We start from the raw sequence: 16771 nt of genomic DNA, 5'->3' as shown, positions 1-16771 counted from the left end.
AGGACAAGATGTTTACACCAGCAGCCAATATTTCAGCCCGTACGCGCCGCAGCGCTTCCATCAAACTCGGTTACGTTCGTTTACTCGATGCTGCACCGCTGATTATCGCGGATTGCTTGGGCTTCTTTCGCGAGGCTGGTGTGGATGTGAATTTGACTCGTGAAGTGGGGTGGGCAACTATTCGCGATAAGCTGGCATTTGGTGAACTTGATGTAGTTCAGGCACTAAGCCCGCTGCCCTTCGTCATGCAAATGGGGATTAATGTGGCGACGACCGAAGTTATTACGGGAATGGTGCTTAATTGTAATGGTAACGCGATTACATTATCGAATCAGTTACGTGAGGAGGGCGTGGATGATGGGCCTAGCCTACGGCGCTACATTAACACGGGTTTTAATTCTAGGAAACTGGTAATTGGCGTAGTATCTTTAGCCTCATCGCATCATTTCATGCTCTGTCGTTGGTTGGATAGCCTGGGGATCAATCCTAAGCAGGATGTGATTATATCAGTGCTGCCTCCTGATCAGATGGTGCGAAATCTCGCTTCCAATAATATTGATGGAATTTGTGTCGGCGAACCATGGAATTCATTGGCGGTTGAGGAAGAATTAGGTTGGTGCGTCGCGACCAGTGAACAAATCGCTAAGGGGTATCCGGAGAAGGTGTTGGCGACGACTGAACGTTTTTATAGCTATCGTGGTGAAGAGTATATTGCTATGATTCAGGCATTGCGACAGGCCTGTGAATACTGCGATAACCCGAATCAAAGAATAGAAATGTTAAAGATATTATCTAAATCAAAGTATTTAAACTGTAGTCCTAAGACATTATCCCATGCCTTTTCGACGGAATTTCCGATGGGATATGCGCAGACTGTTCACGGTGAGTTCATACGCTTTAGCGGGAGGGATTTAAATTGTCCTGACCTTAAGCGGGCCGCTTTGGTTTACGATGATTTATTACGCTTTATGCCGCACAATGTTTCTAAGCTCAGCACTGATTTGATTCCTCGCGTATTTCGAGAGAGTATCTATGCACAGGCTGCGGGTCTGTGTGAAGTTCGTTGAAGTTCCGCGGATCGATCACGACGCTGCAGCTATTCGCAACGTGTGCAATCTTGCACAGATTGATATGATGTGGGTAAGTGGTATTCTCAATGATGGTAATCTTGCTATCATTGTAGGTATTAATTTATGAAAAAAATACTCCCCATCATTTTTACTAGCTTATCTCTGCCCCTATCTATTCATGCGTGGCAAGATTCCTTTGAGGGGCCTGATCATAATTGGGAAGCTTCACCAAATACGACGCTTGCAGTTGTTCGTCAGGAGGTGGGGATTCCTGCAGAGGCCGTGAGTGATGGACAACAGTGTCTTATGCTATCCGGTTCTAAGGGGCATGCGTGGAATCAATTAGCCATCCGCAAAGATCTCTTGAGCAAAATAAAGTCTTCCACCTCTTTGAGCTTCGATGTATATGTGCCAGAAGAAAGTTTACCAGCAACCGGTTGGGCTAAAATACAGGTGCGTATCTATGGCGGACAAGGCAATAGTGCTGATTTTGATATCACTAGTGAACTAGAACTTGATCTAAATGCTGAGGGTGGAAAAAGTTATCATTTTTCATGGGATTATGCGGCGGACCCTGCTTTTGATCAGGATATTTATTGGGGGCATATAGGCATTGTTTCCATCGCGAGTGGTGGCTCGATGGCGCCGATTTACATCGATAATATGCAGTTATTTAATGCCAATGAGCTGGACGCTGAACTGCAAACTGATGCTTTCTTGCTTAGCGATAAGTGGGAACTTATCTGGAATGATGAGTTTGAAGGTAAGAAAGGTGATGCCCCAGCTGAGCATTGGCGGCCGGGAGCAATTTGGCGCGCCGATGGTACCTGGCGTGATTCGACCTTAGCTCCGGAGGAGGCATATTTAGATGGTCGCGGTAATTTAACAATGCGCACGCGTTATGAGAATGGCAAGCGCTTGGCTCCCTATTTAGTCACCTCTGAAAAAGACACTTACAGTAAGGATGACAGCATTACTTTTGGGCCCGGCGAGGAGGGCATCTATATTGAATGGCGTGCTAACGTTTCTCAATTCAAAGCGCATGCCGCATGGTTTGCGTTGTGGCTATTCTCGGACAACCCTTACACTGGTGATGCGGCTTTAGGCTCAGAGATTGATGTTATGGAGTATGTTCCTTTTAAAGGTCCAAACTATAGTTTGATGAATAAGTTTAATGCGGCCATTCATATCAGAGATGGTGGCAAAAGTGTTCAACCTCCACAGCCACACGGATTGGTCTCTTTTGATGAGAAGGTCTGGAATACATGGGGACTCTATTGGACTAAAGATATTCAAGTATACTACCTGAATGGTGAACCTTACTGGGTGAACCGCAATAAGGACTATATTTCTACTGATGATACGCACGGCATTCGTCTCACGATCGAAATTGCAAATGGTGATCCGGCCAATGGTAATAAAAATCACTGGGGACATGCAGTTGGGCGCTTTGAAGATAATCCGGAATCACGTTTGCCATCTTTTGCTTACGTAGATTATGTACGTGTCTACCGTAAACTTGCAGAGTAAATCAGTATGACTGATAAGTTGAGCCGCTGGAGAGAGAGAGAGCAGTTAATAGCTACTTGCAGAGATGATGAATCGGTATGATCTAGATGCGCTTGTCGAGCAGCGCTTATCAAAGTTAAGTTTGATTGAGAAGATTGGCCAACTCTGTCAAGAAACAGCTGAATGCGATGATAGGTCGGCATTGTCTGAGCGCATTCGCAGTGGCCAAGTTGGCTCATTGATATTGGCATCGACTCCTTTTGCCGGGAGTGAAGCTCAAGTTAGTTTGACTCTTTCAGAGCTCAATGAGCTCCAGAGAATCGCAGTGGAGGAAAGCCCCAATGGCATTCCTTTGCTTTATGGCAGGGATATTATTCATGGGCATCGCACTGTTTTCCCCGTGCCGCTTGGTCAAGCATGCACATGGAATTTGGACTTGATTGAAGCATGTAGTGACTTAGCAGCCACTGAAGCGTCACGAGCAGGAGTGCACTGGACTTTTTCACCGATGCTGGATGTCGCTCGAGATCCGCGCTGGGGACGCGTGGTCGAAGGTTATGGCGAAGACCCTTTTTATGTCGGCGAATGTGGAGCCGCCGCAATTCGCGGTTATCAAAATGTTGCAATTGGCAGTATGAAGGAACAGGGAAAATTAATCGCCTGCGCCAAGCATTTTATTGGATATGCTGCTGCAGAAGGAGGGCGTGATTACAATACCACTGAAATCACACAGCATAGCATGTCGAATGTCTATTTACCACCCTTTGAGCGAGCCATTGCGACTGGCTGCATGACGGTGATGAGTGCATTCAATGAGATTAATGGTGAAAGCGCATCTGGTAGTTATCACTTAATTAGCGAGCTTTTGAAGCAAGGGATGGGCTTCGATGGCCTTGTCGTGAGCGATTGGGCCTCGATATGGGAAATGCTTGAACATGGACTTGCAGCGCATGAATCTGATGCCGCGCGAATCGCCATGAATGCTGGCGTCGATATGGAGATGGTGACACGGTGCTATGCGGATTCTCTTGAGTCTTTACAAGCAACTGGACAGGTCTCGATGGAACGTATCGACGACGCCGTTCGACGTGTGTTACGCATTAAGTTGGCCTACGGTTTATTTGCGGATCCATATACCGTGCCGCAACCCGTTTCAGTGGTTCGTCAGTCACAGGTCCAAGCTCGCAAACTGGCCCGCCAGATGATGCAAGAAAGTGTTGTATTATTGAAAAATGAGCATGGTACACTTCCTTTGGAGCAATCTGAGCAAAAATTACTTTTAGTTGGGCCAATGTTGCACGAGCAAGATGCTTTGTTAGGTACATGGGCGATGGATGGAAACCCTGCAGATGTTTGTAGTTATGCCATGGCCGCTCAAGCTGAATGGGGAAGTGCGTGTCTGTGCATGCATGATGTCAATGCCTCAATGGAGGAAATGTTAGAATTTGCTAAGACGGCAGTTCTTTCGGCTTCGGATACAATTGTGGTTTTTGTCGGTGAACCGGCGACACGGAGTGGTGAGAATCATTGCGTCACGGATATACAATTACCACGTGGACAAATAGAACTCATTGAAGGCTTAGCTAAATTGGGGCGACCGCTTGTTGCTGTGGTCACTGCTGGTCGACCGCTGATACTGGATCGAGTCATCGCCTGTGCTGATGCGATTATCTTTAGTTTTCATGGTGGTGTTGAGTCTGGTCCGGGTTTGATTGATGTCCTTGTTGGCCGCGTTGATGCTGTCGGCCGCTTGCCGGTGAGTTTCCCTAAGGCTACAGGGCAGATTCCGATTTACTACAATCGTAAGCGTGTGGGGCGTCCGTGGGCTGGTGAATATTTGGATATGGATGCCTTACCGCAATTTAATTTCGGATCGGGATTATCGTACACTAAGTTTCAGATTCAAGAAGTTAACTTGTCTAGCAATTGTTATAGCCTCGGTTGTGATGATACACTTGAAGTGAAAGTCAGTATAAAGAATGTCGGTGCTCGTTCAGGTGTTGCACAAATACAGGTTTATGCTGAGGACTTGGTATCGACTCGATCCAGACCGAAGCGTTTTCTGGTTGGATTTTTTCGAGCCAAACTTAAACCGAATCAGAATCGGTCGATCAAATACCCAGTGCCCCTGACGCGTCTTGCATATGTTGTTTCAGGCGAAGAACGTATTGTTGAACCTGGTGATTTTAAGCTATGCGTTGGAATGGATTCGAACTGTGATATAGAAATACCTTTCTCAGTTTGTATTTGAATTTTAATACAATGATGCAGTTTTCGGCTGTAAACAAAAGAATATATATAATGAGAGAGCGCTTTTACTTTATTTGTCAGTCCTTGACTGTCACGGTCCTAACATTTGTTTTATTTCAGGCATTGCAAGCGAATCATGTCCCCTCTGAATGGCTTCCCGCGGGTGATTGGTTGCTGGATTGGTCCGACGAATTCACAGGGGAGGGGACAGTAGAAAAATGGTACCCGATGTTGGGATATACCCCAGAAGAATTTGCAAATAAATCCTCCAAGGGCTTGCGATGGAATGGGAGCACTGAGGCGAGCGCGCAAATGTACAGTGCTCGTAAGGGGCAACACTGGTTGAATGGCGATGGTCAATTAATCATACGTGCGAGTAGTAGCCGCTCGACTTCGAACGAAAATGGTCCAATCGTTGAAACTGCTTATCTTATGACAGGTTTCCCCCAAAGCTGGGATGAGTCGGAACCTACTAAGGTAAAATGGTCCGGCAAGTTTGTCAGTCCACAAGAGGGCGCTTTATATATTTCTGCTCGAGTACGCACAGATCAAGTCGTTGGGCATTCAACATGGTTTGCCTTTTGGCTGTTTTCGCAGACTCGTGCTTACAATGGTAATCCTATAGATGGCACCGAGGTGGATGTGATCGAGATCGCTAAAGGAGCTAAGAGCTATCTAGATCATAGCTTTAACGTGGCGAATCATTGGGCGAAAACTGGAGGATCGGAATCGAAGCAATTCAATCCACTCTCGGACCCTACTGCACTTTCATTAGTCGATGTTATGGATAGTGATTATCACATCTATGGTTTGGAATGGAGCACTGATTGGATGAAGTGTTATGTTGATGGCCAGTTGTATTACACCTTCACGGATAATATACCTAGTGACCCAATTGATATGATGCTGATGTTGACTATGGAGTTTCAACTTAACGCCTGGGATCCCCAGCAAGGAGATGGTCGCAATAGCGGTCCTTTTGTTTCTGAAACAGAACAGTCACGTGAAATGTCACGTGCCGTGATTGATTATGTGCGTGTTTATCGTGCTTTAAGCGAGTGAAGAAGAGTTAAAATTGTTCATTGGGACGCTGGGATAAAACTGGTAATCTATTTTGATACCGGTTTAATCCAGTAAACAAATTGTAACTTGATTCATGAATATTCATTTCAAAGAAACGTCTCGTTTTAAGGAAGCGATTGCTGCATTTGATGCGCTCAATCAACAAGATCCCAATCTTGTTGAAATTGAAGGGCAATCAGTTCCCCAGGAGCTGCATAAGTCACTCGCCATGACTCGCTGGGTCAATCACCTGGCACCGAATGCGAGCGAAGCCGTGCATTTAGCTGCTCGTTGTCAGCATCTTTGCCGCTGGGAAGTGCCGCGTCGTAGCTATCCTGAGGGGCGAACTGGCTATTTGCAATGGCGGGCCGATTTGAAGATCATGCACGCGCAGAAAAGTGCCGATATTTTGCGCCAGCTTGGTTATGAGCAAGAACTCATTGATACCGTCAAAATGATTAATCTAAAGCAAGGAATTAAAAGGCATCAAGAAGTCCAATTAATCGAGGATGCCCTCTGCCTAGTCTTCTTGGAATTTCAGTTTGAAGCATATCTTGATCAATGGGATACATCAAAAATGATTGGCATCTTACAAAAAACATGGGCTAAAATGAGTGATCAAGGTCATCAAGCGGCCTCACAGTTGTCTATGTTCGAGCGAGCCCAAAAAATCATACAGCAAGCGCTGGGATGAGAAATCGAATCAATTGTGCAACACTTACGATCGCAGTAACGACTGGGAGTTCGATTAACGTGAACGCACTCCAGCAGTGTCTAGTTTTTGATGGGACATCATTGTATAAACTTAATTAAGTCATCCGATCATAGAGTTCTAGGCTAATTTCGGATAGCAGGGGTTCATTAGCTGCATAGCGACGGATATTTTCTATGCTGTGTGCAAGTGCGTGTGCTCGACTTTCGGTAGTGAAACCGCCCAAGTGTGGCGTGAGCACCACATTTGGAAGTTTGCGCAAATCTGAGTCGCCAGGGAGTGGTTCTTTTGTAAATACATCGAGTCCCGCTCTCAGTTTGCCACTTTTCAGTCGTTTGATTAGAGCGGACTCGTCAACCAGTTCGCCACGCGCAACATTTATAAATGTTGCTTGGTCGGGTAAGCGATTGAGTAGGTCAGCGTTAATAATTTTACGCGTTTGATGGGTAAGGGCACAGAATACAACAAGTACATCGCAATTTGCATACAAGTCTTCGAGGGAGGCCGCCGCCTGTACTCCGAGCTCGGACATTTCTGAATGACTGACAAATGGGTCCCATGCCCGACACTTGGCACCATAGGGTTGGAGTAACTTTAGAAATTCACGACTGATTGCGCCAAACCCATGTAAGCCTACTTTACGCCCAAATAAACTAACCTCTGGCATGTGCTCAAAACGCCAAGGTTTATTTTCACGCATTGCATGCTGATGTGTCCCAATATTGCGTAGCGTTGCTAGGCTAAGTGACATCGCGCATTCAGCCACATAGCGTGAAATAGAGTGTCCCCAATTATCCCACCAAGTAGTGATTCTAGTAGCATCTAGCTTAAATGTGCGCATTGTTTTCAATTTTAGGATATTTGAGTCGTTGTGCCCATTCTGAATTCGCTTCTGGTATCTTGGCCTCTACCTCAGATTGCCAAGTCCGTAGTTTATGATAGAGCCGGTTCACTATCTCCGGTTTCTGATCCGCAATATTTTTTGCTTCACTTACATCGTCCTCTAGGTTGTAAAGCTCCAGTTCAGAGTTTTCAAAATGCTGAATTAACTTCCATTCGCCTTCTAATACGGATGCTGAAGGTGAGTCCCCCTGATTGCCATAATGAGGAAAGTGCCAGAATATCGGCCGTTCCGGTATCGCTTTATTCATGGTCATTGCGTCCAGTAGACTTATGCCATCGACGTGTTGCTCTGGTATTAAAGGCAATTGTGCAGCCTCAAGAAAGGTTGGATATAAATCGGTACTAGTTACGTTTTCATGATTCAATGAGCCTGCAGGGATTCTACCCGGCCAGCGGGCTAGTTGGCAGACTCGAACGCCGCCTTCATAGGCCCAACCTTTGCCTTCGCTCATCGGTGCATTACAAGTCGGAGCACCTTCGGCGGTTGAAAGACCACCATTATCGGAGGTCATGACTATCAGAGTATCTTCGGTGAGTCCTTCCTGTTCGAGTGCATCCAACAGACGACCAATATTTGTATCCAGGTTTTCAATCATGGCCGCATAAGCAGGGTCTGATTGCAGAACTCGCCGTGTGATGTGTTGATCTGATTTATGTAAGCAAGGGAAAGGCTCTCCCTCAATGATGGGATTGACCTGATCTAACTGTAAACGTTTTGCTTTGGCTTGATATTTTTTTATCAGATGTTCCGGAGCTTGTATCGGTGTGTGGACTGCATAGTGCCAAAAATTCAGAAAAAAGGGTTTGTCACCTCGATTGTGAATCAAATTGATTGCCTGGTCAGTCAAATGATCGGTGAGATAAGTTCCTGTTGGGGCCTCCTCTAATGTTGGGAGTTTCCATGGGGCGAAATATCCATTGTTAGGATGTCCGGCATGGCAGCCTCCGATGTTACAATCGAAACCGTGTTGTTCAGGATAAAAATCTTCGTCGCCCAGATGCCACTTTCCGAGGTGCCAAGTTTGATAGCCACCAGCTTTCAGTGCAGTAGCAATGGATTTTTGCTCTAACGGCAGATAATGCAAGTAGGGGACTGAAGCTAGTCTACCGGTATCTTGCCCTCCTATATAATGCGTCACACCCACGCGAGCCGGATACTGGCCACTTAGAATCGAGGCACGAGTCGGGGAACATACCGGCGCGGATGCGTAGGCATTCTCAAAGCGTATCCCCTCGCTGGCCATTCGGTCTAGATTGGGAGTTTCATAAAAAGATGAGCCAAAACAACCAAGATCGCGACAGCCGAGATCGTCGATTAACAGGAAAATTATATTAGGTTGTGCCATATCTTGTGATATCAGCTGCGATGGATATGTCTTGGCAAATTTTCTCTGATTATAATTATAAACTTTTATTACTTAGCTAGCCACCAGTTTGCTCTCTATCGTTTTGAAATCCCTATAGGCTGCTGTTTATTTAAAGCCTTTAAGGCTGAGGATAATTGAGCTTTAGATTTACAGTGAGCCGGTGCCTGTTATGCAACAATATGAATTGTTGGCTCCTTGTCTTTTTTGAGCGAATGATTTCTATCGAGATCCATTATGTCATTACTTTAATTTGTGGCTCCCATACTTTTATTTGTCTATCGCATGGACTTGCTAAGGTTGAATCTACGGGGACTGTGTTCTGATTTACGCTATGCCGACAACATCCAACGACTCCACATCCAAGAAGCTCTCAGTTCGAGAAAAAGCTGCCTGGGGCTGTGGTGGATTTAGTGATCAATTGGCTGCCAATGGATTGAATAATATTTTTGTCCCTATTTTTAATATTGGTCTAGGATTGAGCTCTGTCTTGATTGGTTGGGCGGTGTCCATACCGCGATTCGTGGATATGATTTCAGACCCGCTGATGGGAAATATATCCGATAACAGCCGAAGTCGATTTGGTCGTCGGCGGCCATTAATCTTTCTTGGCAGTATACTCATGGCTTTGGGGTTTGGTGTTTCCTATATGGCGTCCCCTTATTGGGGGGATTGGCAGCTCTTTAGCTATGCTCTGGTCAGCTGCATCTTCTTTTACCTAATGTATACGGTGTATTCGGTACCTTACAATGCCTTGGGGCTTGAACTAGCAGAAGATTATGATGATCGGGCTGATTTGCAGAAATATCGACTCCTCGCTTCATCGTTTGCGTCGTTTACGATCCCATGGCTTTATAAGTTGTGCATCTTGGCTGGTGAGCACATTCAGGCAGTCATCCTTTCAGAGAAGACGGTATGGTATGGATCATTACTAGCGCCAGTTAGCGAGATGATTCTAGCCGACGATGTTAAATTGGAAGTGATTGGGGCTCGTTACGTGGCCTGGGGAATTGCTTTGATGATTGTATTGACGGCGTTGCCTGCTGTGCTCTTCACCAAGGAGAAATTGACGCTGACAAGTGTCCCCAAAGTCAGTTTTTTCAATTCGGGTGTTTTGGCGGTGAAGAATCGGTCGTTTCGAACACTCTGCTGCATGATCTTTCTTGTAATCACTGGTATGTATTTCATTGGAGTTCTAGTGACTTATGCAAACATCTTTTATGTTTTCGACGGTGATCGATCAACGGCGGCGACTTGGACTGGCTTGTATGGAACAGTCACTGGGATTACCGGAATGGTCTCATCGTTTCTGATTCCCGTCTTAGTGAAGCGTTTTGATAAGAAACGTGTACTGATGTTTGGCTTATTGTTAGCAGTCGTATCCATATCCAGTTCTTGGTTTTTATTGAATCCGGCGCTGCCACAGCTTCAACTATTGATGGCGGCTATGGTTAGCTTCGGAATGAGTGCTTGCTGGCTGTTGAACGGAGCTTTTATCGCTGATATTTGTGATGAGGATGAACTCCTGAATGGATATCGTCAGGAGGGAATGTTTGCGGCGTTCTTTGGTTTTGTCGTTAAGATGGCCTTTTCGGGAATCGCGCTGCTCTTGGGCTTAGTACTTTGGCTGATTGGCTATGAAGCAGGCGCTGAGTTAATGTCTGAACAGACCATTCTTCGCATGCGTCTATTTATCGCAGTCTTTCCTCCGATTTGTTTGGTCGGTGCTTTTTGGGTCTTTCGAAACTATCGCCTGAACCGTCAGGTGATTTATGAAATCCAGCATGAACTTAAGAAGAGGAAGGCTATGGAATCTGCCTAGCAGTTTACCTGTATATAACATAGCCTTCTAATCATACAACGATGTGAATGCAATATTTGTTGAGTTCAGAGATCATTTCAAAATGCTTAAGGACAGTATGTTAAAGTTGCCCCGCTTATTTGGTATATTCTGTATGATCCTTTCTGCACAGGTGACTTATGGTGAACTGCCTCTGCGAGAGGAGTTGACATGGGTTCCTCGGCCTGAAGTCTTTGTATCCGGTGAGGATATGGGTGAAACTATGGCATGGTTGAAGCGGGGAGGCTCCGATTCTGAAGCGATGTGGGAGGCGTTTGTCAGGAAGGTGAATGTTGCGATCGATGAGTCCTCTCAGCCTTATCATGGTAGTGACTTAGTTGCGTTTCGATATGCGGCAATTGGCGATGCGACAGCGGTTTCAGATTTGGCATTATATTATGAATTAACTGGCGATGAAACAGCCTTGGCTGTGGCGAAGCAGCGCCTAATGATTTGGGCTGAGGTCGATCCGCTACCTGGATCGACAATTTCTATCTCACATTACCCGCCGAGAACCGACGATTCCAATATGGGGGTGAACCGAGGCATCAATTTTGCGATTCCAGCTGCGGCATTTTCCAACGCTTATGCCTTACTTTACCCTTATCTGAATGAGACTGAGCGTGTGGAGTTCCGTGATTGGTTACTCTATTTGGTGTCGAATGTGCAGTTTTGTTTTAACTTGTGGGTCAATAATGACTTTTATGACCATCAGGCATTCAACAATCACATGACAACCCATATGTTGGGCTTGGCTGCGAGTGGGGCTGCACTTGAGGATGTGGGATTGCTGGATTTTGTTTATCGAAATTCCAATAATCCGCGGAGGTTTGAATGTTTAATTGAAGGGGTCATTTTGACTGAGGCAGAAGGGAGTGAACAGCTTTGGTATAAGGATAGCTCGCCCGAGGTTCAGGACGGTGAAATTTATGATCGCTACCGGATTATTAGCCTCCGTAACGGCAAAGGAAGTGGTTTAATGTATTCTATGATACAAATGCGAACCTTACTTTTGTTGTCAGAGTTGGCACGAATCAATAAAATCGATGGTTGGCAGCATGTTGGGCACAATGGTGAATCGCTCGACTTAGCTTTCAATTTTATGGCTCCCATCTTGTTGGATGAGAATCCTGCGGCTCAAGGGGAGTATTATGCGAATGACCATTTACTTACTCCGGTAAAGGAAGCGACCGTTTGTTATTATCATTTGGCTCGTGCGCATTATCCTGAATCTCTCCCCATTTCAGCGGTCCTTGAGGCATTTCCTGGATATTATTCCGACGAGGAGTTTATGGGCTTTGGTTTAGCCCTATTACACCAACGACCTTTGACTTTCACACCCGAGGAACACTCTGAAAACATCGAGTAACTTTGTCACAAACTATACACCCAAATAATCATATAATTAACGAAAGTACTTACCTATGAAAATGAAATCCCGATCCGCACTATTAATTGGGGGCATGTTCGTCTCCGCTCTCAACCTGGCACAGGCTCAGAACTCGTTTTCGGACGATTTTAACCGGCCTGACTCATCTGGCTTGGGTTCGGATTACACTTATTATGATGATGAATCTACGGGCTCAAGTATCTTTTCGATTTCCAGTCAAACAGCGATTACCAATGACACAGTAAATGTTGGCGTTGCTGCGATCAATTCAGGGGATTTCTTATTGCAGACTGGTGTGGGCTTTACGGTCGAAGTGGATATTTTGGCGAGTGCGACAGCGAGCTCTGCACGTGTAGGTTTAGCCTATAATTTTCAAGATATCGATAATTACAGTTTGGTCCGATACCGTTCTTCGGATGGTGCGGTTCAAGTCCTTTCCTATACTGCTGGTTCGCTCTCTCACTACAATCAAGTCGTGGATGCTAATTACATTTTAAATGGTACAGTGAACATGCTTCTGAGCGTAGATGAGACTGGGGATTATACAGTCACACTCTCGGCGACAGGATTAGACGATTTTGTGGTTACCGGTAACAATAATACTGCATTTTCAGGGGGACTTGCGGGGCTCTATTATAATGGTGTAGGGACTGGCGCAAGTGAGTATGGTTTCGACAATCTCTCTGCGTCGAACATTCCTGAAAGTAATTCGGCGGCCTTACTCATGGGCATCGGAGCCGCACTCTTTTTGGGATCGCGGCGAAGCCGTCAGCGTTAGTTACTGAGGAATCATTTACGTAGCGAGGGTGATTTACATGCCCTCGCTTTTTTGTAAACTCCTCAGGAGATTAAGGAAAGTGAATCGAATTAAGCTGATGAACCGACGATGGATTCTTAACTTACACCCAGAGAGGCGCGATGGAAGTTGGACTCCGACCGATTTTTGCGATTGCCGCTTGAACACTTGGAAACTGGGGCTCGGCTGCCAACAGTGATGGCACCTAATTGATGAGATGAACTTTGATGAGTGTATGGAAACATGCGACGAGCTGGGGTTGGAGTCTGTCGTCGTCATCATCAACATACTGTCCCATCAGTCTCTTCGGCGTTTTAATCACAGTGACTTTACTCAGAGTCAATGAGAAGGCTTTTTCTTGGGCAGCGTTGAACCGTCTTTCCAATTTCCTTTGACGAGGACTTCAGTCGGATCTGTTTGCTCGCCCGGTTGTCCGTTCGGCAGCATTCCTACCAACATCTGAACCGATTTATTTCCAATGACTTCCAGTTTTTCGTCCACGCCTGACATGCTTTCGTCTGGTGAGACTGCCAAACTGACCACTGCGACATCTTCAGGCACGCGTAAGCCAGCAGCTCTCAAGCTATCAACGGCTTGATCTTGGCCATAAATCGTAAGGATAACCTCCACGTTTTCCTTGCGTATCCAAGGAATGAGTTGATCCAGTGAATCATTCTCATCGAAATGCGGGGGCAGCAGAATCTTTAAACTGAGGTCCAGTTGCTGGAAAACGAGACATCCTCCGAGGTGACGCTGCGCCAGTCGATGATTATGCGCGGCAGATACGGCAAATCCAATTCGCCGATAGCCGCGTTCCAAACATGCTTGGACGCAGATTTGTGCATTAATAAAATAGTTTGGGCGAACGTAGTGTAGTCCGAAACCCTTCAGTGAACTCCCGATGGCAACCGAGTGGAAATGCATCCATGGGAATTCCTGAAGCGGCTCTCCACAACCAACCGGAGCGACCAATACCGCGTTGATGCTCCGATAGGCCATGATTTTACCCAAGCGCTCTGCTTTCCATTCGACATCGCCGGTCCAAAATTCTTCTAGCTTCCATCCGAGGCGAGAGGCCTCAGCCTCACACCCAAGATAAAAGCGTTTTAGGTAAGGGACCGATTTCCAGACGGCTCGGGTGGGATGACTGGTGAGATACGCGAGTGTGGGAGCGGCGTCTGGGTTACGACCTCGACTTCGATGTTGCATTAGGGCGGATACATATGGATTCGCTTTGTAGCCGAGTTCAGCGGCAATCTTTTGAATCTGCAATCGCGTTTTCTCCGGTAGACGGGGACTGTTTCTCAGTGCGAGGGATACTGTTGATGGGTCGACACCAGCTTTGGCGGCAACATCTCGCATGGTTAGGTGCTTTTGTGAAGATTTATCCAACGATATGAATGAATGGCTGCTTGAGCGCTTAGGTCAAGATGGAATGCTCATTAGGATGAATCGCTGCCAGAATTCAATGTGTTCCGCTAACAGCTCCACTGCATCTGATCTGAATTAGGCAGAGTTTTCTGACCGTGCACATAATTCGTATGAGCACTCCGCCAATAAGCCGACTACACCAACATGCAAAAGCCCACAGCCATATTCCTACTTGGTCAAGATGCGCAGCCTTTGATTTACAGCAAAGAAGTGATTCAAGAGATTCAGCTTCTTACCGATTGCGATGGTCGTGTGCACAATGCACAGGAAATTCTAGCAAAACCGGAGAAGTACTCAAATGTGCAGATCATTTTTTCTGGGTGGGGGGCGCCAAGGATGGATGAAGCACTTTTGGGGGCTCTGCCCCAACTGAAAGCTTATTTCTTTGGAGCGGGTACAGTGCGTTATGTGACAAGTGACGCTTTTTGGAAACGAGAGATTCTCATCACGAGTGCTTATCAGGCGAATGCCATACCAGTTGCTGAGTTCACTGTTGCGGGTATTGTGTTTTCATTGAAGCGAGTACTTGCTTTTAATTATGGATTAAAAGGAGAGGGAACTATGCCCACCAAACTCTCGGGAGTTTACAAAGGCTCTAGAGTTGGAATCATTTCATTGGGGGCAATCGGTCGTAGGGTTTGTCAAATACTGTCTCATTATGATTTGGATCTTATTGCTTATGACCCTTATGCACCGAGTGAGCTGTTTGCCGAATTATCTGTAGAGAGAGTGGCTGACTTGGAGACGCTCTTTGGCTCCTGCGATGTAGTTTCGCTACATGCTCCGAGTTTGCCGGAAACCGAAGCCTTGATCACACGGAAGTTACTCATGTCGATGCCGGAGGGAGCGACTTTTATCAATACTGCTCGGGGGGCCATTGTAGACGAATTTGCGCTGATTGAAGTTCTGACGGAACGCAAAGACCTTTCGGCAATGATTGATGTAATTGTCGATGAGAACCGGTATGAGGAGTCCCCTTTACTGAAGATGCCGAACGTGCTTCTCACTCCACATATCGCTGGTTCCGGGGGACGGGAGTGTCACCGATTGGGGGATATGGTATTTGAAGAATTGCGGCGCTACCTAGCCAGCGAACCCGCTCTCACTCCCATTACTGAAGCGGAATCTCTCCGGATGGCTTAGACTCGAGAACGATTGATTATTATTTTTTATGCAAAGACCTGAAGTAGCTGTTTATTATTTTCCTAACTATCATGTTGATCCCAGGAATGAGCGCGTTCACGGCGCGAAATGGACTGAATGGGAGCTTGTGAAACGCGCGACGCCTCGCTTTCCAGGGCACCAACAGCCCAAACTGCCACGTGATGGATTTCTCGATGAATCCGATCCCGAGGTGATGGCTGGAAAAATTGACCTCGCTGCAGATCACGGTGTCGACAGCTTTATCTTCGATTGGTATTGGTATAATGATGGGCCTTATTTGGAACGGGCGCTCGAGCAAGGCTTTCTTAGGGCGAAGAATAACCATCGATTGAAGTTTGCGTTGATGTGGGCGAATCATGACTGGCTCAATATTCATCCGGTTCGTTACACGCATTCTCCGTTGGAAGCGGCACCTTTATTGTATCCTGGCGCTGTCACAGAGGAAACGTTTGAAGTCGTAATGGATTATTGCATCGAGAATTATTTCAAGCACCCATCCTACTGGCTGATCGATGGATGCCCTTATTTTTCGATTTATGCCTTGGATCGACTGATTGTTGGTTTGGGGGGGAGAGAGTCAACACGCCATTTCCTCGCTCGGTTTCGTGAAAAGGTTCAGGCCACTGGTTTCCCTGATCTGCATCTGAATGCAGTTGTGTACACTTGTGCGATTTTGCCCGGAGAGAATGCACTATTGGATACAGCCGCTGCGGTGGAGTTCTTGGGCTTCGATACGGTGACTTCGTATGTGTGGATTCATCACTACGAGGGGAGTGAGTTTCCGCAGGTGGATTACGAGGTCGTTTTAAAGGCATATCTTGATTATTGGGATCAAGTGGAAAAGAAATGTCCCTTACCGTACTATCCGAATGCTACGATGGGCTGGGATGCCTCTGCACGTACAATTCAGTCGGACCGATATGAAAATTTAGGATATCCATTCATGTACATACTGGGGGAGAATACCCCAAAGCGCTTTGCAAAGGCTTTGAGCCAAATTAAAGATCGACTACAGCATCGCGAGCTACCGCATCCTTTTGTCACGATTAATGCCTGGAATGAATGGACGGAGGGCAGCTATTTAGAACCTGATCAATTAAATGGCATAGCGTATCTTGAAGCAATTCGATCTGTTTTTGATACGAAGTAATGAGTCAAATACTCGGTGTGCTTTCAACAATATGAATGAATACTTGCTTCTCTTTCGCAAATCTTTGCGACAATCCTAATATTGTCTTTTCTCTTCAAACACTGATATGGATTGATTCCAACTTTCGAGC

13 protein-coding genes are annotated in these 16771 nt (G+C 46.1%); 10 read left to right on the top strand and 3 right to left on the bottom strand.

What is annotated here, in order from left to right; translation table 11 throughout:
* Positions 1–8: 8 nt before the first annotated feature.
* The 5 genes from QEH59_RS05525 (at position 9) to QEH59_RS05505 (ending at position 6585) form a co-directional block, all read left to right on the top strand.
* Positions 9–1067, top strand: coding sequence for a CmpA/NrtA family ABC transporter substrate-binding protein (locus tag QEH59_RS05525; protein WP_308984363.1), 1059 nt, complete (start codon positions 9–11; stop codon positions 1065–1067).
* Between the two features lie 126 nt (positions 1068–1193).
* Positions 1194–2600, top strand: coding sequence for a hypothetical protein (locus QEH59_RS05520; protein WP_308984362.1), 1407 nt, complete (start codon positions 1194–1196; stop codon positions 2598–2600).
* Positions 2601–2664: 64 nt separating this feature from the next.
* The gene (locus QEH59_RS05515; RefSeq protein ID WP_308984361.1) at positions 2665–4830 is read left to right on the top strand and encodes a glycoside hydrolase family 3 N-terminal domain-containing protein; all 2166 of its coding nucleotides are present in this window, start codon (positions 2665–2667) and stop codon (positions 4828–4830) included.
* Between the two features lie 50 nt (positions 4831–4880).
* Positions 4881–5891, top strand: coding sequence for a glycoside hydrolase family 16 protein (locus QEH59_RS05510; protein ID WP_308984360.1), 1011 nt, complete (start codon positions 4881–4883; stop codon positions 5889–5891).
* A 94-nt stretch (positions 5892–5985) separates the two neighbouring features.
* On the top strand, positions 5986–6585 hold the full coding sequence (locus QEH59_RS05505; protein ID WP_308984359.1) for a DUF4202 domain-containing protein: 600 nt from the start codon (positions 5986–5988) through the stop codon (positions 6583–6585).
* A 115-nt stretch (positions 6586–6700) separates the two neighbouring features.
* Here QEH59_RS05505 and QEH59_RS05500 read toward each other — a convergent pair whose 3' ends face one another.
* Together QEH59_RS05500 and QEH59_RS05495 are read right to left on the bottom strand one after the other, a co-directional pair.
* Positions 6701–7444 (bottom strand): NAD(P)-dependent oxidoreductase, encoded by a 744-nt coding sequence (locus tag QEH59_RS05500; RefSeq protein WP_308984358.1) that lies wholly within the window; start codon positions 7442–7444, stop codon positions 6701–6703.
* Positions 7431–8852, bottom strand: a complete 1422-nt coding sequence (locus tag QEH59_RS05495; RefSeq protein ID WP_308984357.1) for a sulfatase — start codon at positions 8850–8852, stop codon at positions 7431–7433. The genes QEH59_RS05500 and QEH59_RS05495 overlap by 14 nt, the downstream gene beginning before the upstream one ends.
* 352 nt (positions 8853–9204) lie before the next feature.
* Here QEH59_RS05495 and QEH59_RS05490 point away from each other — a divergent pair, with 352 nt between their 5' ends.
* The 3 genes from QEH59_RS05490 (at position 9205) to QEH59_RS05480 (ending at position 12878) form a co-directional block, all read left to right on the top strand.
* Positions 9205–10692, top strand: coding sequence for an MFS transporter (locus tag QEH59_RS05490; RefSeq protein ID WP_308984356.1), 1488 nt, complete (start codon positions 9205–9207; stop codon positions 10690–10692).
* A 133-nt stretch (positions 10693–10825) separates the two neighbouring features.
* A complete protein-coding gene (locus tag QEH59_RS05485; protein WP_308984355.1) occupies positions 10826–12079 on the top strand; it encodes an alginate lyase family protein in 1254 nt (417 codons plus the stop codon).
* Between the two features lie 61 nt (positions 12080–12140).
* Entirely contained in the window at positions 12141–12878 is a 738-nt protein-coding gene (locus tag QEH59_RS05480; RefSeq protein WP_308984354.1) for a hypothetical protein, read from the top strand.
* Positions 12879–13235: 357 nt separating this feature from the next.
* On the opposite strand, the gene QEH59_RS05475 is transcribed toward QEH59_RS05480, so the two are convergent.
* A complete protein-coding gene (locus QEH59_RS05475) occupies positions 13236–14258 on the bottom strand; it encodes a LacI family DNA-binding transcriptional regulator (RefSeq protein WP_308984353.1) in 1023 nt (340 codons plus the stop codon).
* Between the two features lie 213 nt (positions 14259–14471).
* Between QEH59_RS05475 and QEH59_RS05470 the strand changes: the two genes are divergently transcribed.
* Both QEH59_RS05470 and QEH59_RS05465 read left to right on the top strand, forming a co-directional pair.
* A complete protein-coding gene (locus QEH59_RS05470) occupies positions 14472–15470 on the top strand; it encodes a hydroxyacid dehydrogenase (RefSeq protein WP_308984352.1) in 999 nt (332 codons plus the stop codon).
* A gap of 28 nt (positions 15471–15498) precedes the next feature.
* A complete protein-coding gene (locus QEH59_RS05465; RefSeq protein WP_308984351.1) occupies positions 15499–16641 on the top strand; it encodes a glycosyltransferase WbsX family protein in 1143 nt (380 codons plus the stop codon).
* Positions 16642–16771: the final 130 nt, after the last annotated feature.

This window comes from Thalassobacterium sedimentorum (assembly GCF_031127905.1).
GTDB lineage: Bacteria > Verrucomicrobiota > Verrucomicrobiia > Opitutales > Coraliomargaritaceae > Thalassobacterium > Thalassobacterium sedimentorum.
Note: the sequence above shows the minus strand (reverse complement) of the source record. Positions and strands in the feature narration are given on the sequence as shown.